Genomic DNA, 24,930 nt, shown 5'->3' on the forward strand with positions numbered 1-24,930 from the left:
GTCAGTTCCGGCCGCTCGCGCCGAGCGCGAGGTCGTTCTCGAGCTTCGCGAGCACCAGGTCGACGACCCGTTCCGCGAGCCCCGCCACGGTCGGCGCGTCGAACAGGTCGCGCGGCGTCACCTCGACACCGAACGTCCGCCGCACCCGCGACATCAGGCGCAGGCTGCTGATCGAGTCGCCGCCGAGCGCGAAGAAGTCGTCGTCCGCCCCCACCTCGTCGCGGCCGAGCACCTCGGCCCACTGCCGGCACAGCGCCTCCTCGGTCGGGGTGGCGGGAGCCCGGTAGGCGGCGGTGAGCACGTCGGCGCGCGACGGCCGGGGCAGCGCCCTGCGATCGACCTTGCCGTTCGGGGTGAGCGGCAGCCTGGGCAGTCGCACGAACGCCGACGGCACCAGGTAGTCCGGCAGCGACTTCGCCAGGTGCCTGCGCAGGGTGTCGCCGACGGGTTCGGTGGCGTCCGGCGCCGGAACCACGTACGCGACCAGTTGCCTGGTCCCGGACTCGGTCCTGGGCGCGGCGACCACCACCTCGGCGACCAGCGGGTGCCGGATGAGCGTGTTCTCGATCTCGCCCGGTTCCACCCGGAACCCGCGGATCTTGACCTGGTCGTCGACGCGCGCGACGAACTCCAGCAGCCCGTCCGGCCGCCACCGCACCAGGTCGCCCGTCCGGTAGAGGCGTTCACCGGGAGCGCCGATCGGGTCGGCGACGAACCGTTCCGCCGTCAGGTCCGGCCGGCCCGCGTACCCGCGCGCCAGGCCGGCACCGCCGATGTAGAGCTCCCCGGTCACACCGGCCGGCACCGGGGAGAGCGTGGTGCCGAGCACGTGCAGCCGCACACCGGGAATCGGTTCGCCCAGCGGCACGCTGCGCTGTCCCGCACCTGCCCTTGCGGGGAACAGCGTCACCGCGAGAGTGGACTCAGTCGGGCCGTAGATGTTGACGAACGTGCGGCCCGGCGCCCAGGCCTCGACGAGCTCGACCGGGCAGACGTCACCACCGGTGCCGACGCACTTCAGCCCGTCGAGCTCGGCCGGGTCCAGCGCGGCCAGCACGGCCGGCGGCAGCGAGGCGACCGTGATGCCGTCCGCGCGCAGCTGCCTCGCCAGTGCCGCCGGGTCGTGCAGCGCGTCCGGGCCGGAGAGCACGAGCGTGGCTCCCGCGACCAGGGTGGAGAAGATGTCCTGCACACCACCGTCGAAGCTCATCGAGCAGATCTGCAGGACGCTGCTGTCCTCGGTCAGGCCGTACGTCTCGTTGATCGCCTGCACGACGTTGAAGAGCGATCGGTGCTCCACCATGACACCCTTCGGCGTGCCCGTGGAACCGGACGTGAACATCACGTACGCCAGGTCTCGATCGTCACCCTCGACGTCCGGTGCGGTCGCCGGAAGTGCCGCGACAGCCTCACGTTCGCGGTCGAGCAGCACGGCGTCCACATCGGACTCGGTGAACCGGTCCGCTTGGTCCTGCAACGTCAGCAACACGCGGGGCCGGGTCTCGGCGAGCATCGTGGTCAGGCGGTCGGCCGGGTAGTCGGGATCCAGCGGCACGTACGCGCCACCGGCCTTGAGCACCGCGAGCACGGCGACGACCAGATCGGTGCCGCGCGGCACCGACACCCCGGCGAGCACGTCCCTGCCCACGCCCAGCGCGGACAGGTGGTGCGCGAGCCGGTTCGCCGCGGCGTCCAGTTCGCCGTAGGTCGTGGCGACACCGTCGTGCACCACGGCGACGGCGTCCGGCGCGGTCGCGGCACGGGCGCTGATCACCTCGTGCAGACGGCCGCCGGTCCGGGCAGGCCCCGTGCTCGCCCAGCCGGTCAGCTGGGTCCGCTCGGCCTCGGTGAGCACGGGCAGTTCGCCGACCCGTCCGCCACCGGACGCGATCGCCTCGAACAACGTCCGCAGGTGTCCCGCCATCCGCCGCACGGTGGCCGGGTCGAACAACGCCGGGTCGTAGTGCAACAACAACGACAGCGCGTCCTCGGGGTAGACGACCACGTTGAGCGGGTAGTTGGTGCCGCTCGTCGAGCCGATGTCCACAATGGAGGGAACGTCGCCGGCGGCGGGTTCGACCGGGTAGTTCTCGAACACCACGATGCTGTCGAAGAGGTCCCGGCCGCGCGGCAGGTCGCACCACTCCACGATCTCCGTCAGCGAGACGTGGTCGTACTGCCGGGCCGCCGCCTGCGCCGCCTGCTGCTCGCGCAGCCACGTGACGACGTCGGCGTCCGGGTCGACGTCCACCCGCACCGGAAGGGTGTTGATGAACATGCCCGCCATCTGGTCGACACCGGCGAGCCCGGCCGGACGCCCGGCCGTGGTCGCGCCGAAGCACACGTCGGCCTCACCGCTGTAGCGCGACAACAGCAGCGCCCACACGCCCTGGACGACCGTGTTGATCGTCACCTGCGCCCGCTTCGCCGTCTCGTACACGCGGGTGGTGAGCTCCTCTGGCAACTCGACCACCAGCCGTGCCGACGACACGGTGCGGTGCAGGCCGGACTTGGGCCGGTCGAACGGCAGCGGCGTGGCCGCCTCGAAGCCACCGATCTCACCACGCCAGTGCTCACGCGCGGCGGTGAAGTCCTGGTTCGCCAGCCATTCCACGTAGTCGCGGTACGGGCGCCTGGGAACGGGAACGGGATCGTCCGCGCACTCCCCGAGCACCTCGGCGAGCACCTGCATCCCGCTCCAGCCGTCGAGCAGGGCGTGGTGGAACGTCCACACCAGACGAACCCTGGTGTCGAACAGCCGGATGATCGCGACCCGCACCAGCGGTGCCTCGCCGAGGTCGAGCCCCGCCTTCCGGTCCTGGTCCAGGTAGTGCGCCACGGCGGCGTCCAGCTCGGCTCCGCCCAGGTCCCGCCAGTCCAGCTCGGACACCGGGATCCGGGCGTGCTCGTACACGACCTGGTACGGCCTCGGCAGGTCCTCCCACACGAAGGCGGTGCGCAGCACCGGAATCCGGTCGGCCACCCGCTGCCACGCGCCCGCCAGTGCCGCCGGGTCGCGCACGCCGTCCAGGACCGCGGAGATCTGCTCGAAGTACGCGGTGCCACTGGTGTCCATCAGGCTGTGGAACAGCATGCCGTTCTGCGTGGGCGTCAACGGGTAGACGTCCTCGACGTCCCGGCGCACGCCGACGATCTCGTCCACGGTGGACTGGTCGAGCTCCGCCAGCGGGAAGTCGGAGGGCGTGCGCCCGCCGTTGCCCGGCGCGAGGCAGTGCGCCACGGCGGCGGCAAGCTCGGCCACGAAGTCGTTGGCGAGCCTGGTGATCGTCCGCTCGTCGTGCACGTTCTCCGAGTAGTACCAGCGGAACTCCAGGCTTCCGCCGAGCACCGTGCCGACGACGTCGACGAGGTGCGGCCTGGTGTCGCCGGGGTGCTGGTGCAGCCCGATCTCCGAGACGGTGTCCTCGAACTGGCCGAGGTAGTTCAGCACCACCGGCGGGTCCAGTTCGGGCACCCGGCCCGCGTCACGCAGCACGCCGTAACCCAGTCCGCGCCGAGGAACCGCGCGCAGCCGTTCCTTCACGGACTTCAGCGCGGAACCCCAGTCACCGCCCGCCTCGACCACGACCGGGAACCGCGTCGTGAACCAGCCGACGGTGCGCGTGACGTCCAGGTCGTCGAACAGCTCCTCGCGGCCGTGTCCCTCCATGCCCAGCGGCACGCGCCGCTGGCCGGTCCACGCCGACAGCACCCGCGCGAGTGCCGCCACGAGCACGTCGGCGACCTCGGTCCGGTACGCCGCGGGCACCTCGCGCAGCAGCTTCCCGGTGGTGTCCGCGTCGAGCCCGGCACGGACGATCCTGGTGCTCTCCACCGTGTTCGGCCCGGTTCCGTCCACGGGCAGGGTCACGCCGGCGTCGCTCAGCGCGAACCAGTGCGCCAGTTCGTCGTCGAAGCCACCCGCCGCCGCGTGACCGGTGAGCCTGCTCGCCCACGCCGCCGGTGAGTCGGTGGCGGTGCCGAGCACGATCCGTTCGTCGCGCCGCGCCTGGTCGATCGCGCTGCGCAGGTCGTCGATCAGCACGCGCCACGACACACCGTCCACGGCCAAGTGGTGCGCCGCGAGCGTCAGGTTCCCCTGTACCAGCACGGCTCCCAGCAGCCTGCCCTCGGTGATGTCGGTCGAGGCAGATGCGATGGCGACGGCTCGGTCCGGGTCCGCCTCCTCGACGAACTCGACGCTCGCGGTGGTCTCCTCCTGCCACCACACGCCGTTCTCCGCACCGAACCGCGTGCGCAACGCACCGTGGTGTGCCACCAGAGCCTCGACCGCCACGCGGACGACGGCGGGCGCGACGTCCGGCAGTGCCAGCGTCACGTGCTGGTGGAAGGGCGCGGACGGGGTGAAGGTGCCGAAGAAGAACCGCTGGATCGGTGTCAGTGGGGCGCGGCCCTCGACCCGGACGGACCGCATGACGACCGGTTCCCCGGTGGCCACGAGCTCCAGCGAGGAGATCGTCGGCCGCTGGAACAGGTCCCGCGCGCTGAGCCGAAGTCCGACGTCGCGTGCCTTCGCCACGACCCGCATGGCGACGATCGAGTCGCCGCCCAGGGTGAAGAAGTTGTCCTCGACGCCGACCCGCGGCACGCCGATCGCGTCGGCCCAGATCCCGGCGAGCACCCGCTGCACCTCCGTGCGCGGCTCGACGTGCCGGTCGGCGGCGGCCTCGGGTTCGGGCAGCGCGGCGTGGTCCACCTTCTCCCGCGAGGTGAGCGGGAACTCCGGCAGCACAACGACCGCGGCCGGGACCATGTACTCCGGCAGCACACCGCGCAGGTGGTCGAGCAGCGCGGAGACCTCCGGGTCCGCCCCGACCGGCACGACGTACCCGATGAGGCGCACGCGTCCCCGCGCGTCCTCCCGCGCCGCGACGACGGCCGCCGCGACCTCGGGGTGCTCGGCGAGCACGACCTCGACCTCACCGGGTTCCACGCGGTAGCCGCGGATCTTCACCTGGTCGTCGACGCGGCCGAGGAAGTCCAGTTCACCATCGGGCAACCGCCGCACGAGGTCACCGGTCCGGTACAGCCGAGCGTCCGGATCGGCGGAGAAGCGGTCGGGCACGAACCGGGTCGCGGTCAGCTCGGGCCGGTTGACGTACCCGCGGGCGACGCAGACACCGCCGATGTGCAGTTCTCCGGGCACGCCGACCGGCAGCTGGTTACCGTGCGGGTCGAGCACGTGCACCGTCGTGTTCGCGACCGGCACGCCGATGGTCGGCAGCACACCGGGTTCGACGGCGCCTTCCGGCTCGACCTCCTTCCCGGTCGCGAGAACCGTCGCCTCGGTCGGGCCGTAGTGGTTCACCATCAGGAACCCGAACTCCGCACTCGGCCGGCGGCGCAGCACGTCACCGCCCGCGATCACCACCCGCAGGCTCGTGCCGACGTGGCCGAGCTGGTCGAACACCGCGTCGACGCGCGGCGTGATGATCACCGACAGCGTGACGTCCTGCTCCGCGATCCAGCGGACCAGCACCGCGGGGTCGTCCAGCACGTCCTGCGTCGCCACCGCGACCGAGGCACCGGCGGTCAGGGCCGGCCAGAGCTCCAGCGCGACGGGGTCGAACCCCTGCGCGACGAGGTGCGACGACCGATCGCGCGGCGTGACGTCGTAGAAGTCGTGGTACCAACGGCAGAGGTTGGTCAGCGAGCGGTGCTCGACCATCACGCCCTTGGGTCTGCCGGTCGATCCCGAGGTGTAGACGACGTACGCGACGTCGGTCGACGTGACGCAGGTTTCCGGTGCCGTGGAGGGGTTCTGCGCGATCGTGGCCCAGTCCTCGTCCAGCCGGACGACCTCGACGTCCACTTCGGACATGCGTGCGGCGACAGAGCGCTGAGTCAGCACCACACGAGCGCCGGTGTCCGCGACGACGAACGCGAGCCGGGCCGCCGGGCTGTCCGGGTCGAGCGGCACGTACGCGCCACCGGCCTTGAGCACGCCCAGCAGTGCCACCACGAAGTCGGCACCGCGGTCCAGGAACACCGGCACGGGTACGTCCGGGCCGACGCCGAGGGAGACGAGGTGATGCGCGATGCGGTTGGCCCGTTCGTCGAGCTCCCGGAAGGTCAGCACCCCATCCCCGCAGACCACCGCCACGGCGCCGGGGTCGCGTTGTGCCTGCAGGGCCACGAGTTCGTGCACGGGCACAGCGAGGTCGTGGCTCGCGGCGGTGTCGTTCCACTCCGCGAGCTGCCTGCGTTCGCCCGCTGTCAGCACGGACAGCTCCCCGACCGGCAGGTCCGGCGTGGTGGTGAGCTGGTCCAGCAGCACGTGCAGGTGGCCCGCCATGCGTTCGATCCGCGCGGCGTCGAAGAGGTCGGTGTTGTACTCGACCATCACGTCCATGCCCTCGTCGTGCTCGGTGAACTCGACGGTCAGCTCGAAGATGGACGACACGTGCGGCAACACCCGCGGCTCGACCCGCGAACCCGCGAACCGCAGCGGCTCGGCTGGGGTGTTCTGCAGCACCACCAGCGCCTGCACCAGCGGCGTGCGGCTCGGGTCGTGCTCGGGGCGCACCTCCGCGACGACGCGCTCGAACGGCACGTCCTGGTGAGCGAACGCCTCCAGCACGGTGGTGCGCACGTGCCCCAGGAACTCCGTGAACGGCAGCGCGGCATCCACTGTGGACCGAAGCGCGACCGTGTTGATGAAGCAGCCGATGAGCTGTTCGAACTCGACCCGGCCGCGACCGGACACAGCCGTGCCGACCACCACGTCGCGCTGACCGCTGTAGCGGGCGAACAGCACCTGGCAGGCGGCCACGAGGACGGTGAACACCGTCGTCGTGGCCGCCTCCGCGAGCCACCCGAGCCGTGCGGTGAGGCCGGCGGGCAGCTGGAACCGGTGCTCGGCGCCCGCGGAGGTGCGCAGCGCGGGCCGCGGCCGGTCCGTCGGGAGCTGCAGCGGTGCCGCGCCCTCCAGCGTCCGGCGCCAGTGGTCCAGCTGTTCCGCGGTCTGCGCGGATCGCTGCCACAGCGCGAAGTCCGCGTAGCGCGCCGGCAGTTCCCGAACGCGGGCCGTGCGCCCCTCGATCGCGGCGGCGTACCGCTCCCCCAGTTCGCCCGCGAGCACTCCCATCGACCAGCCGTCGATCGCGATGTGGTGCACGCTCAGCACGAGAACGTGCTCCTCGTCGGCGATCCTGATCAGGCGGACCCGCCAGACCGGTCCGGCGGCGAGGTCGAACGGGGTGGAGACCTCCTGGTGCAGCAGGCGGTCCAGCTCGGCGGCGTCCTGGCCGCGCAGATCGGTCACCGTGATGGCGGCCTCGTTGCGGTGGATCACCTGGCGCGGGCCGCTGTCCACCCTGGTGCGCAACGGTTCGTGGGCCTCGACGACCTCGCGCCACGCCTGGTCGAGCACGGCGGCGTCGAACGGGCCGGTGACGCAGTAGGCGAAGTGCACGTTGCTGTCGACGGCGTCGCGGTCGAGCTCGTGGGCGACCCACAGGCGTTCCTGCGGGAACGACAACGGGAACACCGAACCGGGCGTGTGGTGCGGTGCCTCGGCGACAGGAGTCGCAGGACGTGCGGCGATCTTCGCCGCGAGATCCGCGAGCGTCGGCGCGTCGAAGAGGTCGGCGACGGTGAGCTCGACGCCGAACCGCGCGAGGATCCGGGCCAGCACACGCACGGCCAGCAGTGAGTCGCCACCGAGCGCGGAGAACGCGTCCCCGGTGCCCACCCGGTCGACCGGCAGCACCTCGGCCCAGATCTCGGCCAGCACGGCCTCGGTCTCGTTGTCGGGCGCCTGGTGGCCCGACTCTGCCCCGCGGCGCGGCTGTGGTAGTGCGGCCCGGTCCACCTTTCCGTTGGGGGTCAGGGGGAAGCGGTCCAGCAGCACGAACTCCGAGGGCACGAACGGATCCGGCAGCACTCCGGCCAGCCGGTCCCGCAGCAGCGCCGGCGTGACGACCGCACCGCTGTCGGGGACGACGTAGGCGACCAGGCGGGCGCCCTCCACGTCGTCGCGGCGCACCAAGACGACCGCGTCCGCGACGCCTGGACACCGCCGCAGCCGCGTCTGCGTCTCGCCGGGCTCGACGCGGAAACCGCGGATCTTGACCTGGTCGTCGGTCCGGCCCAGGAACTCGATCACGCCGGCGTCGTCCACCCGCACCAGGTCACCGGTGCGGTACAGCCGCTCGCCCGACGGTGCCGCGACGAACCGGGCGGCGGTGAGATCGGGACGGTTGAGGTAGCCGCGCGCCACACCGTCGCCACCGACGTAGAGCTCGCCCTCTGACGCCGGTCGCAGCTGCTCGTCGAGCACCCGCACGGTGGTGCCGGCCAGCGGCGTGCCGATCGGTACCGGCCCGGTCACCTCGGTGATCCGGTGGCAGGCGGTGAAGGTCGTGCCCTCGGTCGGCCCGTAGCCGTTGACGAGCGCCAGGTCCGGGAACCGTTCCAGCACCCGCGCGCAGTGGCCGGGTGAGAGCACGTCGCCGCCCGCGAGCAGCAGGCGCAGGCCACCGAACACGGTCACGTCGGCGTCCACGACCTCGTGGAACAGGCCCGCCGTCAGCCAGAGCACGCTGACCTCGAAACCGGACAGGAACCGGCCGAGCTCGGCCACCGACACCGCCCTGGGCGGTCCCACGGCGAGCCGCGCGCCGTTCGTCAGCGCACCCCACACCTCGAACGTCGACGCGTCGAACGACACGGACGCCAGGTGCGCCACCACATCGTCAGCGGTCAGTCCGGCGTAGGCCTGTCCCTGGACGAGCCGCACGATCCCGCGGTGCTCGACCAGCACGCCCTTCGGCTGCCCGGTGGAGCCGGAGGTGTACATGATGTACGCGAGGTCGTGGCCCTCGACGTCGGTCTCGAGGACCTCGGCCGGGTGCTCCGCGATCAGGTCAGCGTCGGTGTCGAGGCAGACGATCTCGGTGGCACCGTGCGGAATCCGGTCGCGCAGCCGCTGTTCGCTCAGCACGAACGGCGCGGCGGTGTCGGCGAGCATGAACGCCAGCCGTTCCGCCGGGTAACCCGGATCGAGCGGGAGGTAGGCGCCACCGGCCTTGAGCACGGCCAGTTCGGCGACGACCAGGTCGGTGCCGCGGTCGAGGCACAGGCCGGTGACCACGCCAGGCCCGACACCGCGGCTGGCCAGGAACCGCGCCAGCCGCGAGGCCCGCTCGTCCAGTTCGGCGTAGGTCAGGCTCTGGCCGGCCGAGGACACCGCGATCGCCCCGGGCGTGCGCCGAGCCCACTGCTCGAACAACTCGTGCACGACCGTGGGCATGACGGTATCCACGCTGCCGCTCCGTTCTGTCGGATCCCCCAAGAAGAATGTGCGGGCGCCACGACCCCTGCGGGGCCCGCACACCGAAGTCTTGTTCGGCATCGGCACCTCGGCAACGTGTTTAAGCTGAGGCTGAAAACAACTCCTGAGAGCGTCTGCGCGAGCTGGGAGTTTCGGCAGTGGCTAAAGAAGGTGGAATCCTGGGCCGTCCTGCGCAAGGCTGGCAAAGCCGGGCAATGGTGCCGTTCGCAGTCCTGCACGCGGCAATGCCCTAGATCGACCGGACACGTGTTCCGGCATCGCGGGGCGAACATTCGGCAAACGCCGAGCGAGTTCTCGACGCCCGCCTGTTCCACCGTTTCCGAAATCGGAGTCGCGGCGCCGCCGCGCGACAGGAGGCTGTCCATGACCAGCACGACCACGCGGGCGACCGCGCAGATCTTCAATTCGGCGGTGGCCGCGTCCGCCATCGCCGCGGCATGGGAACTGGGGGCACTCGACGAACTACGGGAGGCGGGCACGCTGAACGTGCCGGAGTTCGCCGCGGCGAACGACCTGCACGAGCAGTCCACACAGGGCCTGTTCGTCGCGCTGGCGAGCGTCGGGGTGGTGCGTCGGGACGGGTCGACCGTGACCGCCGGCGAACAGTTCGACGATGTCTACCAGGCGAAATCGCTGTTCCACTGGCTCATGAGGGGGTCGGCGCCGCTGTTCGCCGAGATCCCGTCGGTGCTGCGCAACGGCAACCGCGAGGGTGCCTACTACCGGCGTGACGCGAAGGCCATCAGCGCCGCGTGCCGGGAGGCGAACACGCAGTTCTACGACCCGGTCTTCTGGCCGGTCTTCGAAGGTCTCGACTTCACCCCGGCTGCGGTCGCCGACCTCGGTTCGGGAAGTGGTGAGCGACTTCTGCAAATGCTCAAGCGCCACCCCGGTGCACGTGGTATCGGAATCGACATCGCAAGTCCCGCGATCGACATGGCGCGACTGGAAGCGAACCAGTCCGGCATGGGTAACCGGCTCACGTTCATCGAGGCCGACGTGCGGCAACTCGAACCGTCACCTGAATTCGCCGACGTCGATCTGCTGACCTGCTTCATGATGGGTCACGACTTCTGGCCGAGGGAACGCTGCATCGCCTCGCTGCAGCAGTTGCGCAAGGCATTCCCGTCCGCCCGCAGGCTGCTGCTGGGCGACAACGTGCGCACCACCGACGTGCCGGACGACGAAATCCCGGTGTTCACCCTCGCATTCGAATTCGGCCACGCGATGATGGACGTGTACCTGCCCACGCTGGACGAATGGCTGGACGTTTTCGACGAGGCCGGCTGGAAGTGCGTCGAGGCGCACCTCGTCGACAGCCTCGCCGGGGCCGTCGTGTTCGAGCTGAGCTGAGGCACCGATGACCGTCCTGCTCCGCCCCGACCTCGGCGCGCTCCCCCTCTACCAGCAGCTGCCCACCACCGCGCGGGTCCAGCTGTCGAACAACGAGACCGCCTTCCCGCCGTTGCCGCGGGTGGCCGCCGCGCTCACGGAAGGACTCGCGCACATCAACCGGTACCCACCGGTGAGCCCGCACGCGGTGGCCACGCATCTGGCCGAGCACCTCCGCGTTCGGGCCGGGTCCGTCGCCGTGGGCGCCGGATCCGCCACCTTGCTGCTGCAGCTGATGCAGGCGGTGGTGCACGGCCCGAGCAGCAGCATCGTGTACGCCTGGCGTTCGTTCGAGGCCTACCCGATCCTCGTGCGCGTGGCGGGAGCGGAACCGCGACCCGTGCCGCTGACCGGCGACCTGGTGCACGACCTCGACGCCATGCTGGCAGCGGTGAGGCCGACGACGCGCATGATCATCGTCTGCAACCCCAACAACCCCACCGGGACCGCGCTGCACCGCGACGCCTTCGCGAAGTTCCTCGCCGCCGTGCCCGAACACGTCGTCGTGGTGCTGGACGAGGCCTACCACGAGTTCGTCACCGACCCGGACATCCCGGACGGGCTGGAACTCGTGCGCGAGGCGGCCGGGCGCGGCAACCTCGTGAGCCTCCGGACGTTCTCCAAGGCCTACGGCCTGGCGGGCCTGCGCATCGGGTACTGCGCGGGCCCGATCGACCTGATCCAGGCGGTCACGAAGGTCGGCGTCCCGTTCAGCGTCAGCACCCTGGCCGAGACCGCGGCCCTGATCAGCCTCGACTCCGCGGACGAACTGGCCGAGCGCTGCCGTCTGGTGCGCACCGAGCGCGACCGGGTCGGAGCGGCGCTGCACGCGCTCGGCCACGCGTTCGTGCCGTCGCAGGGCAACTTCCTGTGGCTACCGCTGGCGGACCGCGCGGCGGAGTTCGCCGCCCACAGCATGTCCGACGGCGTGATGGTGCGCCCGTTCGCCGGCGAGGGCGTCCGGGTCACCATCGGCAGTCCCGCGGACAACGACGCCTTCCTCGCGGTCGCCCGCACCTTCGTGTGAGCCAAAGGAGATTCCGATGACCGGCAACCCCTTCGACGACCCGGACGGCACTTTCCTCGTCCTGGTGAACTCGGCGAGCCAGCACTCGCTGTGGCCGCGGGCGATCCCGGTACCCGGCGGGTGGACCGAGGTCCACGGGCCGGGCACCAGGCAGGAGTGCCTCGACTACGTGTCGGGCCACTGGACCGACCTTCGTCCACGTGAGGCCGCCGCACGGGCGTGATGCTCACTCACCGGCCGCCGCTTCCATGAACTGGTACGTCGTGTACTCCAGCAGCGCGGTGCCCAGCGGCGTCACGCTGTGCAGCACGGTGTTCCGGTTGCGGCGGCTGGTGATCAGGCCGGCCTCCCGCAACACCGACGTGTGCTGGCTGATGCTGGCCGACGAGATGTTCAACCGTTCGGCCAGCTCACCGGTGGTACAACTCTCCACCAACTCCTGCAGCACCGCCGCCCGGGTCTTCCCGACCAGCGCCGCCAGCGCCTGCTCACCGCGTTCGGTGACGTCCCAGAAAGCCGCGGCGGCGTTCGTGGCCGCGGTGACGGGCGGCGCGGCGAACACGAGAATTGGACTGGACTCGACCCACTCGGCACCGATCAGCACGGCGGCAGCGTTGTCGTGCAGGAACAACGAGGGCGCCAGCAACAACCCGCGCCCACCGAGATGAACGTCGACATCCCGCTCGTGCGGCACCTCAAGCACCGAAGAACGCCATCGCACCTTGGGATGCAACGTCCCCAGCAGGCGCTCAACACCTCCGGTCATGGCCAACCGCCCCCGGACGTCGCGCACGGTCTCCAGATACCCGCGCACCTGCCGCCAGTAGGGCGACACGGCCACCCGCCCGAACCCCTGGGCAGCCTCCATCACTTCCTCACGACTGAGCCCGACCCTGCCCAGCGCTCTCTCGTCGGCCTTGAACCCTCCGTCCACCAGCCACAGCAGGTCAGGAACCGGCCGCAGCACCTGCAACATCCGTTCGACGCGAACGGCACGTCGACCAAGACGCTCACCGACGCGGTCGCGCCAGATCCCGAAGAACCCACCGCCGCGCGTCCGTCCGAGCGACTCCATGGCGAACACCGTCTCAGCACCCATGCCCAACGTCGCCGAGACTTTCACCCGCGCGAGATCCTCGCTGGTGAAATGAATCCTCTGCAACCTTGCCCCCCGGTTGTTGACCCGTCCGACCGCAGCATCGATCGCGAGCACGGCCGAATCAGGACCACTCCAATGTGGACTGAACGGAGCATCTGCAGTTCGAACTCCCCAGTCCGCCTTTCGCATGCGACGACCACAGCACCGACCACCCGAGCGCGGGCATGCGTTCCCCCAGGACCGCGCATCAGGTGCGTCCTTCACACACTACAGACCGAAGACGGAAACCGCCGCAGGTCATTGAAGCGTTCGAAAGCTTTTCATTGCGAAGCAGTTCCACCCTATTTAAGCCAGGACTGAAAGAGCACCACAACTCACCGTTCACCGATAACTCTGACCAAGGTCCAGAACTTTCCCGCCCCACCCCCACCTCGTCGAACAGCACTCCTACCACGCCGGCCCGTCCACTCGGGAGGCTTTGCACGTAGACACAAAGAGATCGCCACCACACTCCCAAGCGGTTCCAGCGCCGGCTCCAGAACCTACCCAGGAATAAAGTAAGCTGTTCAACAGTTCACGCTCCGGCAACCCCACATCGACACGATCCGTCCAGAAGGCCGAAACACCAGGAATCACCCAGCTGTCAAGCCTTCAGGATTTGAACGAATGAACACCTCATCACTTCACGTAACCGCACGATCACAGAGAGGGAGATCTGGACGGGCATTGCGGTTTAGCGGATTCCACATCGCACGTCCCATAAATCGCACCTCAGAACCGCCGACCGCCACCCGATAGTCCACACGGGACGAATAGCGAGAACGTTTCCACCACGCTCCGCACATCACTCGGCGACGAGGTCCGCAATCGGATCCGGGATACAATGACGGCCTAGCACTACAGCCGCAGGCCGTGATCCTGGTCGATGACCTGGCGGGAATGTGAGACGGCCACCGTGATCAACTTCGAGGCGTGTTGGGACTCGAAGCGAAACGGTGGCCGCGTTGCCGATCTCAGACCTGGACGCGTGGCAGACCGGGTTCGACGACCTGTTCGCCCGGTTCGCTGGCCGGTTCGTGGGTCCAGACCCGCAGGCGGGCGAGGGCTTGTGTGCTGGACCTGCTGTCGCGGACCGAACGCAAGAACGGGTGGACCCTGGCCGAGCAGGCAGGCGACGACACCCCGGACGGCATGCAACGCCTGCTCAACCACGCGGCGTGGGACACGGACAAGGTTCGCGACGACCTGCGCGGATGTGTGGCAGACCATCTTGGGCACGAGCAGGCGGTGCTGGTCGCCGACGAGACCGGGTTCCTGAAGAAGGGCGTCAAGTCCGCCGGGGTTGCTCCGGCACCGCCGGCCGGATCGAGAACCGCCAGCTCGGGGTGTTCCTGGCCTACGCCTCCCCGCACGGACGTGCGCTGATCGACCGCGAGCTCTACCTGCCCCAGGGCAGTTGGTGCGCTGACCGGGAGCGGTGCCGCAAGGCCGGGATCGACGACGAGGTCGAGTTCGCGACCAAGCCGGAACTGGCCTGCCTCATGGCGTTGTGGGCCAGCAACACCTACAACTCGGCGTCGTCCGCGCGACTCTGCAACTCGACGGCAACTTCGTCGTGTACGCCGCCAACAACGTGCCGAAGTGGAGCACCGGCACCTGGGGCACCGCAGCCGACCGGCTGATCGTGCAGAACGCCGGCAACCTCGTGCGCAACGGCCCCAACTCAGTCCGCTACTGGGTCGCTGAAGACAGTGGCCGCGAGGGTGTCCTCGCGGCCACTACCCTGACCGCTGGGCGATGCGGTCCGCCGCGTGGTGCAGGTTCTGCCCGCGGTAGAGGTCGATGGCCTCCTGCCAGCACTGCTTCGCCTGATCGCCCTCACCGAGTTCGCGGTGCGTGTCGCCCAGCGCGGCAAGGGTTCCCGCCTGCCGATAGGTGTTGTCGAGGTCTCGCCACAGCGCCAGCGCGCGCTCGTGGTGGTGCAGGGCCTGGCGGTGGTCGCCGGTGTTCCCCGTGATCGCGCCGAGGCTGTCCAACGTGTCGGCCTGGCCGTACGAGTCGTTGTGCCGCACGCACAACGCCAGCGCGGACTCGCAGAAGGCGCGCGCCCGGACGTGATGGCCCAGCCGGGTGTAGGCGGCGCCCATCATGCTCAGGACGCGGATCTCCCATTGGGTGTTGCCGCTGCGCCGGTACAGGTTCCTCGCCTCGGTGAGGTGGGCCAGCACGCCCTGGTCGTCCTTCTTCCACGTCAGTGCCAGCGCCAGCACGACGTGCGCGCCTGCTTGGCCGACCGTGTCGCCGACCTGGCCGGACAGCGCGAGCGACCGTCTCAAGTGGAGCGACGCCTCCTCGTCCCTGCCCAGCGGCGCGTACACCAGGCCGAGTCGCCGGTGGGCGCGGGCCTGCACGGCGAGGTCGCCCAGCCGTTCCGCGGCGGCGAGTCCCACCTGCCAGGAGGCGATGTTGTCGTGCAGGTGCCCGCGGCGGTAGTGGAAGTTGTCCAGCGACCAGGCGAGTTGCCACACCACCGTGTCCCAGCCCGCGTCCTCGGCCGCTGTCCGCGCCGCCAGGACGCAGAGGTGGTTGACGTCGAACCACGCCATCGCGGCCGCGCTGCCGGGCATCGGGTGCGGGACGCAGTCGGCCGCCTCGACGGCGATCGGCGGGTGTTGCCGGTCCAGCACCCTGCTGCCGTTGTGCGCGGTGTGCAGGTAGTAATCGACGACTCGGCGTAGTGCCTTGTCCCGCAACGGTTCCGGCTCGTCCGTGACTGCGACGGCGCGGGCGTGCTGCCGGACCAGGTCGTGGAAGCGGTACCGGCCGGGCGCGGGTTCCTGGAGCAGGTGGTCGTCGACGAGGCTTTCCAGGAGCCGTTCGGCTTCTGGCAGGTCGACGGCCGCGAGCGCCGCGGCGGCGTAGGCGTCGAAGTCCGGGCCGGGGTGGATGCCGAGCAGCCGGAACAGGCGCTGCTGCGGGGCGTGGAGGTGCTCGTAGGACAGGGCGAACGCGGCGGCGACGCTGCGGTCCCCCGCCTCGAACTCGGTGAGCGGGGAATGGGCCTGGCGCAACCGGTTCGCCAGATAGGCCACCGTCCACGCGGGACGGGCGCGCAGCCGTGCGGCGGCGATGCGGATCGCCAGCGGCAGGTGACCGCACAACGCGACGACCTCGTGCACCGAACCTTCGGTGCGGCCACCCGCGACGCTGACGAACAGGGCGACGGCGTCCGGTTCCGGCAGCACGTCCAGCGACACGACCTGGGTGGCGTCGAGGTCGACCAGGCGGCGACGGCTCGTGATCAGCGTCAGGCTGCGGGACGTGCCGGGCAGCAGCGGGCGCACCTGTGCGGCGTCGGCGGCGTTGTCCAGCACGACGAGCACCGAACGGGTGGCCAGTTCGGCTCGCCACAACGCCGCCCGCGCGTCCGGGTCCTGCGGAATCCGGTCGGGTGGCACGCCCAGCGCGCGCAGCAGTGCGTCCAGCGCGGTCATCGTGGTCACGGGCCGATGGCTGGACGCGTGGCCGTGCAGGTCGATGAACAACCGGTCGCGGTAGTGCTCGGCGAACCGGTGTGCCGCGTGGACGACCAGCGTCGTCTTGCCGACACCGGCCATTCCGTCGATCGCCTGGATCACCACGGCCTGCCTGCCGGCGGCGCGTGCGGTCGCCAGCGTGGCGAGTTCGGCGTCGCGGCCCGCGAAGTCCGCGATGTCGCCGGGAAGGTCGTCCCTGGCCGGTTCGCTCGGTGCGACGGCAGGCACGCCGAACAGCCGCGCGTCGTTGTCCAGCACCTGCTGGTGGATCTCGGACAGCCGCGGTGAGGGATCCAGACCGAACCGCTCGATGAGCGCGGTGCGGGCCCGCAGGTACGCGTCGAGCGCCTCGGCCTGCCTGCCCGCCCGGTACAACGCGGTCATCAGCTGCCCCCACAGACGTTCCCGGCCGGGGTGCTGGCCGGTCAGCGCCGTGAGCTCCTCCACCAGCGTCACCCCGGCGCCGGTCGCGAGGTCGGCGTCGACGCGGTCCTCGACGGCGCCGAGGCGCAGGCCTTCCAACCGTGCGGCCTCGGCGCGCAGCACCGGCGTCACGGTGAACTCGCCGTACGCCTCACCCCGCCAGAGCCTCAACGCGAGCGAGAGCTGTTCGGCGGCGTCCGCGGGCCGGCCCGCTGCCAGGGCGTCCCGTCCCGTCTCGACGAGCCGTTCGAACCGGCGGGCGTCGACGACGTGCGGTTCGAGCCGCAGCACGTACCCCGCCGGATGCGTGACGATCAGCCGGTCGACGGCGAGCGCGCGGCGCAACCGCGACACGTAGCTGCGCACGGTGCGGTGCGCGTCGGGCGGGGATTCCGGTCCCCACAACGCTTCCACCATCGTGCCGACGGTCGTCACCCTGCCCGCGTTCGCCGTCAGCAACGCGAGCAGTGTCCGGATCCGCGGACCGCCCAGGTCGAGCACCTCGTCGTGCACGCGCACCTCGAACGGCCCCAGCACCTGGAACTGCGGCTGCAGTGCGACGGAGTCCGCTCCCACGCAAGTCAAGGAGGTGGTCGCGGCGGCCGGGATACCGTCGCAGGCGAGGCAGACCACCCGCATCCGTCGCGACCGCCCACGACGCCGACCGCGTGCTGATGGCGAACGACAGCTCAGAACAGGCGGCCGTCCTCCTCCGGCGACGGCCCTTCGAGCTCCAGGAGGAACCGCTTGCGGTCGAGCCCGCCCGCGTAGCCGGTCAGGCGCCCCTGCGAACCCACAACCCGGTGGCACGGAACGATGATGCTGATCGGGTTCCACCCGTTGGCGTTGCCGACCGCCTGAGCGGCCGCGGGTACGCCGAGTTCCGCGGCCAGCTGCCCGTAAGTGCGAGTCTCGCCGTGAGGAATCGCCATCAGCAACGCCCACACGCTCAGCTCGAACGCCGAACCGCGCGGCGCCAGTTCCAGTTCGAAACCGCGCCGCCTCCCGTCGAAGTACTCGTCGAGCTGGCGACGCACCTCCTCGAAGCCCGTGCTGGAGCGTGGGCCGAGGCTGTCCAGGCGCGGAGTGCGCAGGTGGCCGTCGAAGTAGAGGCCGAGCAACGCCGTGCCCTCGCCGACCAGCGTCAGCTCGCCGATCGGTGAGTCGACGACGGTGTGGTGAACGTCCATCCCTGGATTCTCCGGTGGTGCTTCCGACAGGTGTGGAGAAGGCATGTCGACCTGGCGGGCGCGGCTCCGACGTCTCGGGTGAGGATGGGTCGTCCGGACGCGTCCACGACATCGCACCAGGAGCCGACGGTGAAGTACGTGATCATGATTCACTCGAACCCGCAGCCGTGGGGGCACCCGACCCCGGAGTACCTGCCCGACTACCAGGACATGCCGCGGGAGCAGCGGGATCGGATCAACTCCGAGTTCGAGCAGCTGCTCGGCGAGCTGCAGGAGAGCGGCGAACTGCTCTCGGGTGAGGCGCTGGGAGCGCCCGAGTCGTCCCGGCTCTACCGGTGGGACGACGGGAAGCCGCTGGTCACCGACGGCCCCTATTCGGAGGCCAAGGAGCACCTTGCCGGGTTCTTCCTGATCGACGTGGACAGCCAGGCCCGCGCCGAGGAGATCACCGCCCACTTCGCCGGTCCCGGCGAGACCGTCGAGCTGCGACCGGCCATGTGGCCCGGCGGTGACGACTGATGAGCTCACGGGTGGTGGAGGACGTGTGGCGGCGCGAGTCGTCCCACGTCCTCGCCGCCCTGCTGCGCAGGTACGGCGACCTGGGTGACTGCGAGGACGCGGCGCAGGAGGCGGCCGAGGCGGCGGCGTCGCAGTGGGAACGCGACGGCGTGCCGGACAACCCCCGCGGCTGGCTCATCCGGGTCGCCTCCCGGCGGTTGATCGACCGGGTGCGCGCTGACAGCGCTCGGGCGGGGCGGGAGGAGGCCGTGGCCGCGGCACGGCCTGGCGACGCCGACCTCGCGCCGTCGGCTGACCACGGGCAGCACGGCGACGACACGTTGCAGCTGTTCCTCCTGTGCTGCCACCCCGGCCTGAGCCGTTCCTCGCAGGTCGCCCTGACGCTGCACGCCGTCGCCGGCCTGAGCACCGCCCAGATCGCCGCCGCCTACCTGGTGCCGGAACGCACGATGACGCAGCGTCTGACCAGGGCGCGGTCCACGTTGCGGGCGGCGGGTGCGGTGTTCGGTCGGCCGGCCGAGGTGGACGTGCCCGCACGGATCGCTGCGGTGCTCGACGTCTGCCACCTCATGTTCACCGAAGGGCACACCCGTTCCACCGGGGACGCGCTGGTGGACTCGACCCTGGCGGAGGAGGCCATCCGCCTCACCCGGCACCTGCACGCGGCGATCCCCGACCACGACGAGGTCGCGGGCGCCCTGGCCCTGATGCTGCTCACCCACGCCCGCGCGACCGCCCGGACCTCCGGCGGCGACCTGGTGCCGCTGGCCGAACAGGACCGTTCGCGATGGGACCAGGCGCGCATCGCGGAAGGAGTGCGCATCCTGGAGCGCGTGCTGCCCCGCGGGCACGTCGGCAGGTTCCAGCTCCAGGCCGCGGTCGCCGCCGTGCACGCGGAGGCCGCCACCTGGGAGAGCACCGACTGGCGGCAGATCAGCCTGCTCTACGGCATGCTCACCAGGGTGGCCCCCAGCCCGATCGTGACGCTCAACCAGGCGGTCGCGGTCGGGATGGCGTTCGGCCCCGAGGACGGCCTGGCTCTCGTCGGCCCGCTGCTCGACGACCCGGCGATGCGGCGGCACCACCGCACCCACGCCGTGCGCGCACATTTGCTGGAACTGGCCGGCGACCCGGCGGGGGCGCTCGACAGCTACCGGCAGGCCGCCCGGCTCACCACGAGCCTGCCCGAGCAGCGTTACCTCAACACCCGGATCCGCCGCCTGGAGCAGGCCTGATCCGGAGACCGGCGAACGTGCGATCCGCGGTCGCGCGAGCTCCTGAGATCGCTGTGATTTTTTCTGTTATCGGCGGGCGGGCGGGACATCTCCTGGTCAGAAGATCCCCCGAACCCTGCTGAAAGGTTTTTCAATGCCCCACGTCCTCACCTCACGACTGCGGCGGCGCGTGTGGATCGCCGCTCTCGCCGTGGCGGGCGTCGCGGCGTCCGCGGTCACCGCGAACGCGATGTTCTTCACCCCGCCCGCGCCGCCGAAAGCGAGTCCGACCTCGACGACCGCGGCCGTGACCACGTCGCCTCAGGCCGCAGGCACCACGACGCAGGCCGGCACGCCCACGCAGACGGCCGAGACGACGAAGGCCGCCGTGGTCGCTCCGGTGAAGCCGCAGGAACCGATCCCGCCGAACGCGGTGCGCGTCGCGGAGTTCGTCGCCGAGTGCCCGTTCACGCACCGGCTCCCGGACGACCCGATCGTCCTGCCGAACCTGCCCGGCGCGTCACACATGCACAGCTTCTTCGGCAACGACTCCACCAACGCCCGCTCTGACGTCACGAGCCTGGGCAAGGCCGCCAGCACGTGCAATCCGAAGGTCGACCTCTCGTCGTACTGGGTGCCGACGCTGCTGGTGGACGGCCAGCCCGTCGAGCCGACCGGCACGACGTTCTACTACCTCGGCGAGGGCGTGCGCGACGACGTGACCGCGCGCATCCAGCCGTTGCCGTACGGCCTGCGCATCGTCGCGGGCAACGCGAAGGCCACCGCGCCGGACAACACCACGATGTCGCGCTGGTCGTGCCTGCACGCCGGGCACGTCGGTGCGTCCAAGGACTTCGTGAACTGCCCGGCCGGAACGATGATCGAGTCCTATTTGGACTTCCCGCAGTGCTGGAACGGCAAGGACCTCGACTCCGCGGACCACAAGAGCCACATGTCCTACCCCGTCGCCGGCGACTGCCCGGCCACGCACCCCGTGCCCGTGCCGAAGCTGCGCCAGGTGCTGCGGTATCCGGCGAGCGGCGACCCGGCGCGGTTCAAGCTGTCGTCCGGTCCTGGGTTCACGATGCACGGCGACTTCTTCAACGTCTGGCCGGAAGCCGAGATGGCGCAGCGCGTGCGCGACTGCATCAACCGGATCGTCAAGTGCGGACCGGACGGCCGCCCCTAGTGCGGGTCCTCCTCGTCGTGACGCTCCTGCTGGCGGCGGGCTGTGGCACCCCACCGCCCGCCGCGCCGGCCGACCTCAGCGCCACCGATCTGGCGTTCGTGGATCTGGTGATCCCCCAGAACGAGTCCGCGCTCGCCGCACTCGCGCTGGCGGCGAACCGGCCCGGCTCCGCGCTGCGCCCGGTGGCCGCTCAGGTGGAGGACCGCTACCGGGCCGAACTGGCGCACGTCCGGGAGTTGCTGGCCAGGACCGGCAGACAGGAGAGCGACCAGCACGAGGGCCACGACATGCCCGGCATGATCACGGCGGCCGAACTGACCGCCGTCGGGTTCGCCGAGGGAGCCGCCTTCGACCAGCAGTTGACGGTGTTGCTCCGCACGCAGTTCGAGGAAGCGCGCACCGTGGCCCGCGCGGAGCTGTCGTCGGGCACGAGCAGGCCCGTGCTGGACCTGGGCGCTCGCATCGACAGCACGCGAGCGGAGTTCCTGGCGCTTCTGGGAGACGCCCCGAAGTCCCCATGACCTGTGGTTTGATCTGCTGAACGCCTCGACCGTGAACCCGGTCGGGGCGTTCTGCCGATAACAGGGCGAAGACCCTTCGCCCGAAAGGCCACCATGACAGCAACCGACGCGGAGATCATCGAGGCGTCGCTGCGCGTGACGGAGAAGTTCGCGGTCATCTTCGACCGGCACGCACCGCACATCCAGCGCTACCTCGCCCGGCGCCTCGGTCAGCAGGTCGCCGACGACCTGCTCGCCGAGACGTTCCTCGTGGCGTTCTCGAAACGGGGGCGCTACGACCCCTCCCGCCCGGACGCCCGGCCGTGGTTGTACGGCATCGCCACCAACCTGGTCGGTCAGCACCGGCGGGAGGAGGTGCGCCGGTACCGGATGCACCTGGTCGCCTCCTCTGTGGACGACCACGCCGACCGGGTGGCCGCGGACGTCACCGCGCAGGCCATGAGGTCGATGCTGACCGGCGCGCTCGGAGCGTTGTCCGTCGAGGACAGGGACGTGCTGCTGCTGGTCGCGTGGGAGCAGCTCAGCTATCTCGAGATCGCCGAGGCGCTGGCGATCCCGGTGGGCACGGTGCGGTCCCGGCTGAACCGCGCCCGCCGCAAGGTCAGGGAAGCGTTGGGAACCGACAACCACACCGAGGTCGAGGAGCTGCTCAACAATGGATGACCTTCAGCTCGTCCGGGAACTGGACGAGACCCCGCTCAAGTCCGCCGACCAGCTCTCCGCCGCCCGCGCCCAGTTCGTGGCGGGCATGAAGCCGCCCAGGCGAGGTCGTGCCGGGGTCATCGCCGTCGCCACGATCGCCGTGGCGGCAGCGGCCGCCGGCGTGGCGCTGGTGCTGCCGTCCGGCTCCCCGGACCCGGCCGACCACGACACCGCGTCCCCGGCGGTGGAGTCCGCCGTGCAACTGCTGAACCACGCCGCCGCGGCAGCCCGTTCGAAGCCCGATGTGGTGCCACGGCCCGATCAGCTCTACTACGTGCGCACCGGTGAGCGGGAAGACTGGTTCTCTGTCGACGGCACCCATGACGGCCAGATGATCCTCGCCGGGAACACGCCGCCGATCCCCGTTCCCGGCTGCGTCGACGGCCGCAGGAAGGTGCTCGACAAGTACGACCAGCCGACGGGCGGGACCGAGGAGTGCACGCCGGATCGCGCGTACCGGGACGACCTGCCCACCACAGCCGACGAGATGTTGAAGGTCCTGCAGGGTGACGAGAAGGACCGGCCGGTCAACTCGTACGGCAAGGACGTGCTGTCCCTCGTCTTCGACTCGTACCTGCCGGGTCCGCAGCGGGCCGCGTTGTTCGAGGCGGCGACCCGCGTGCCGGGGCTGACGGTCGTGGAGAACGTCTCGTCCGGCCGGCCGGGGATCGGGATCAGCTGGCCGGTGCCGGAGGGTTCGCTGCCGTCGGCCCAGCCGGTGGTGATGGTGTTCGACAAGGACACCTACGAGTACCTCGGCACGAAGAACAGGCCGCAGGACGCATCCGGGTTCGTCGACCAGGTGGGCGACCGAATCTAGATCACGTCGTTCAACGCGGCGACGGTGTGCTCGACGATCCGGTCCTGTGCCTCGGCACGGGACCGGGTCGGCACACCGTCGCCGGGTTGGTCGCCGTAGTCACCGAAGTACGCGTGGACGGCACCGGAGACGACCTCGAAGCGGGTGCCCGCAGGCAACAGCTTCCGTGACTCGGCAACGTCCTGCGGTGTGGTGAAACCATCGCGTTCACCCGAGATGGACCAGGCGGTGAGGCTGTCACGGGTGGAGAGGTCGTCGACCGGATAGGACGCCCACAACACCAGCCCGCGCACTGATCCGTCGGCGAGAACATCTCGTGCGGCCGCGACGCCACCGAGGGAATGGCCACCGACCGCCCACACCGGCACGTCGGGATGACTCCGCCGCACTTCCGCGGTGTCACCGCCGAGCAGGGCGATCCCCAGCGGCTCCTTCACCACCACGACAAGAAATCCTTCTGCCGCAACGCGCCGCAGGAGCGGGAAGTACGCGCGGTGGTCGACCCTGGCGCCGGGGTGGAAGACCAGCCCGGCGCGCACAGGACCGTCAGGGCGCAGCACCGCCGTGGTGACGGTGTTCTCCGCCATCACGACCGTCGTCGCGCCGAACGGCTGCAAGTACACCGTGGGAGCGATGAGCAGCACGGCGAGCACGACAGCGAGCCATGCTGGGCCGCGCCGCCACAGGGCCATCGCGATCCCGGCCGCCTCCACCACGGCGAGCAACACGAGATGGGCAGGATGTCCGCTGCTCAGAGGGCCCCAGCCGAGGAGAAGCAGCACCGGCGGGACAGCGACGCAGGCGGCCACGGCACAGCGTCGCACCCATGCTCGGATCATCGGATGGACGATACCGAGCGCCCTCCCGCACGAGGTTTCTCAGGTCAGGGACACGCGCGTGAAGTCGACCGGCACGTCGAGCGCGACGTTGATGTAGTTGGTGAACACGTTCAGCGCGACGTGCGCGACCGTCTCGACGATCTCCTCCTGGCTCAGGCCCGCGTCACGCGCGGCCTGGACGTCGGAGTCGGCGATCTGGCCGCGGTTCTCGACGAGGGCGGTGGCGAGCGTGAGGATGGCGGCGGTGCGTGGATCGTCCGACTTGCCGCTCTGGGCGTTCCTCATCTCCGCGGCGGTGACCCCTGCCTTCCTGCCGAGCATGGTGTGCGCGGAAAGGCAGTAGTCGCAACGGTTCTGGTCGGCCACGGCCACGGCGATCTGCTCGCCGATCTTCGCTCCGAGCGTGCCGCCGCCCAGCGCGCCGAACTGCGCCCACATGCTCCGCAGCGCGGCGGGTGAGTTCGCCACGGCCTTGAACATGTTCGGCACCAGGCCGAAGGCGCCCTTGATCTCCGCCAGGGTCTCGGCGCGCTCGTCGGTGACCTGGTCGGGATCGGTGAGGTCGATGCGGGACATGGTGGTTCTCCTTCTGGTGATGGGTGTGGGTCAGGTGCAGGTGCCGTCGATCGCGCAGACCGCCGGTGGCACGGCGCCGTCGAGCAGCCGTGTCACGGCCGAGGCCAGCGTCATGTCGTCGACCGGGCCGAGTTTCTGGGCGCGCAGCATGCCGTCGCGGTCGATGAGCACCGTGGTGGGCGTGCCCTGCATGCGGTAGCGGCTGAACGTGACCGGTGCAGGGTGCGCGCCGCGGAGGGCGTCGACGCCGACCGGGAAGGTGATCCGGTACTCGTGCAGGAACGCCTTGAGGCTCACCGGGGTCATCGCCGCGTGGTGTTCGAACACGGTGTGCAGACCGATGACGGCGAGGTCGTCGCCGAACGTCCTGGCCAGGCGCGTGGCCTGCGGCAGGGCGTGCGTCACGCAGCTGGGGCACAGCATCTGGAACGCCTCGAGCACGACCACGCGGCCGTGCAGGCGGGCCAGGTTCAGCGGTTCGCTGTTGAACCATTCGCTTGTCTCCCAGGGCATCGCGGGAGTCGCGAGTCCGTTCGACGTGGGCAGGAGGAGGTTCATGCCCTCACC

16 protein-coding genes and 1 pseudogene are annotated in these 24,930 nt (G+C 70.4%); 10 read left to right on the forward strand and 7 right to left on the reverse strand.

Annotation, left to right across the window (positions count from 1 at the left end; all coding sequences use genetic code 11):
- Position 1: 1 nt before the first annotated feature.
- Complete coding sequence (locus tag OG205_RS16145) at positions 2 to 9,274, reverse strand: amino acid adenylation domain-containing protein (RefSeq protein ID WP_330277065.1); 9,273 nt, start codon at positions 9,272 to 9,274, stop codon at positions 2 to 4.
- A gap of 405 nt (positions 9,275 to 9,679) precedes the next feature.
- On the opposite strand from OG205_RS16145, the gene OG205_RS16150 reads away from it, so the two are divergent.
- The 3 genes from OG205_RS16150 to OG205_RS16160 are packed head-to-tail and all read left to right on the forward strand — an operon-like array spanning position 9,680 to position 11,958.
- Positions 9,680 to 10,669, forward strand: a complete 990-nt coding sequence (locus OG205_RS16150; RefSeq protein ID WP_330277066.1) for a class I SAM-dependent methyltransferase — start codon at positions 9,680 to 9,682, stop codon at positions 10,667 to 10,669.
- A 7-nt stretch (positions 10,670 to 10,676) separates the two neighbouring features.
- Positions 10,677 to 11,735 carry a histidinol-phosphate transaminase gene (locus OG205_RS16155; RefSeq protein WP_330277067.1) on the forward strand — a complete coding sequence of 353 codons (1,059 nt, stop codon included), beginning with the start codon at positions 10,677 to 10,679 and terminating at the stop codon, positions 11,733 to 11,735.
- A gap of 16 nt (positions 11,736 to 11,751) precedes the next feature.
- Positions 11,752 to 11,958 (forward strand): MbtH family protein, encoded by a 207-nt coding sequence (locus OG205_RS16160; protein ID WP_330277068.1) that lies wholly within the window; start codon positions 11,752 to 11,754, stop codon positions 11,956 to 11,958.
- A gap of 3 nt (positions 11,959 to 11,961) precedes the next feature.
- On the opposite strand, the gene OG205_RS16165 is transcribed toward OG205_RS16160, so the two are convergent.
- Positions 11,962 to 12,897, reverse strand: coding sequence for an ArsR/SmtB family transcription factor (locus OG205_RS16165; RefSeq protein WP_330277069.1), 936 nt, complete (start codon positions 12,895 to 12,897; stop codon positions 11,962 to 11,964).
- 1,047 nt (positions 12,898 to 13,944) lie between these two features.
- Here OG205_RS16165 and OG205_RS16170 point away from each other — a divergent pair.
- A pseudogene (locus tag OG205_RS16170) lies at positions 13,945 to 14,516 on the forward strand (IS701 family transposase).
- Between the two features lie 96 nt (positions 14,517 to 14,612).
- Here OG205_RS16170 and OG205_RS16175 read toward each other — a convergent pair.
- Both OG205_RS16175 and OG205_RS16180 read right to left on the reverse strand, forming a co-directional pair.
- Positions 14,613 to 17,369 (reverse strand): AfsR/SARP family transcriptional regulator, encoded by a 2,757-nt coding sequence (locus OG205_RS16175; RefSeq protein WP_330277070.1) that lies wholly within the window; start codon positions 17,367 to 17,369, stop codon positions 14,613 to 14,615.
- 113 nt (positions 17,370 to 17,482) lie between these two features.
- A complete protein-coding gene (locus tag OG205_RS16180) occupies positions 17,483 to 17,983 on the reverse strand; it encodes a methylated-DNA--[protein]-cysteine S-methyltransferase (RefSeq protein WP_330277071.1) in 501 nt (166 codons plus the stop codon).
- A 129-nt stretch (positions 17,984 to 18,112) separates the two neighbouring features.
- Between OG205_RS16180 and OG205_RS16185 the strand changes: the two genes are divergently transcribed.
- The 6 genes from OG205_RS16185 to OG205_RS16210 all read left to right on the forward strand — a co-directional run bounded on the left by OG205_RS16185 (position 18,113) and on the right by OG205_RS16210 (position 22,948).
- Positions 18,113 to 18,502, forward strand: a complete 390-nt coding sequence (locus OG205_RS16185) for a YciI family protein (protein WP_330277072.1) — start codon at positions 18,113 to 18,115, stop codon at positions 18,500 to 18,502.
- Positions 18,502 to 19,737: an RNA polymerase sigma factor gene (locus OG205_RS16190; RefSeq protein WP_330277073.1), complete on the forward strand. Its 1,236-nt coding sequence runs from the start codon at positions 18,502 to 18,504 to the stop codon at positions 19,735 to 19,737. The genes OG205_RS16185 and OG205_RS16190 overlap by 1 nt, the downstream gene beginning before the upstream one ends.
- 133 nt (positions 19,738 to 19,870) lie before the next feature.
- A complete protein-coding gene (locus OG205_RS16195) occupies positions 19,871 to 20,905 on the forward strand; it encodes a DUF1996 domain-containing protein (protein WP_330277074.1) in 1,035 nt (344 codons plus the stop codon).
- 17 nt (positions 20,906 to 20,922) lie between these two features.
- Entirely contained in the window at positions 20,923 to 21,426 is a 504-nt protein-coding gene (locus OG205_RS16200; RefSeq protein WP_330277075.1) for a DUF305 domain-containing protein, read from the forward strand.
- A gap of 93 nt (positions 21,427 to 21,519) precedes the next feature.
- Complete coding sequence (locus OG205_RS16205; protein ID WP_330277076.1) at positions 21,520 to 22,089, forward strand: RNA polymerase sigma factor; 570 nt, start codon at positions 21,520 to 21,522, stop codon at positions 22,087 to 22,089.
- On the forward strand, positions 22,082 to 22,948 hold the full coding sequence (locus tag OG205_RS16210; RefSeq protein WP_330277077.1) for a CU044_5270 family protein: 867 nt from the start codon (positions 22,082 to 22,084) through the stop codon (positions 22,946 to 22,948). The genes OG205_RS16205 and OG205_RS16210 overlap by 8 nt, the downstream gene beginning before the upstream one ends.
- Here OG205_RS16210 and OG205_RS16215 read toward each other — a convergent pair.
- From OG205_RS16215 to OG205_RS16225, 3 genes are read right to left on the reverse strand one after another with little or no spacing between them, the layout of a single operon-like run.
- Complete coding sequence (locus OG205_RS16215) at positions 22,945 to 23,787, reverse strand: alpha/beta hydrolase (RefSeq protein ID WP_330277078.1); 843 nt, start codon at positions 23,785 to 23,787, stop codon at positions 22,945 to 22,947. The two genes, OG205_RS16210 and OG205_RS16215, sit on opposite strands and share 4 nt — an antisense overlap.
- A gap of 39 nt (positions 23,788 to 23,826) precedes the next feature.
- Entirely contained in the window at positions 23,827 to 24,363 is a 537-nt protein-coding gene (locus OG205_RS16220) for a carboxymuconolactone decarboxylase family protein (protein ID WP_330277079.1), read from the reverse strand.
- Between the two features lie 30 nt (positions 24,364 to 24,393).
- Positions 24,394 to 24,921, reverse strand: a complete 528-nt coding sequence (locus OG205_RS16225) for a redoxin domain-containing protein (protein WP_319973007.1) — start codon at positions 24,919 to 24,921, stop codon at positions 24,394 to 24,396.
- Positions 24,922 to 24,930 lie beyond the last annotated feature (9 nt).

Origin of the sequence: Lentzea sp. NBC_00516 (assembly GCF_036346835.1) — a bacterium.
In the GTDB taxonomy this organism is placed as follows: Bacteria; Actinomycetota; Actinomycetes; order Mycobacteriales; family Pseudonocardiaceae; genus Lentzea; species Lentzea sokolovensis.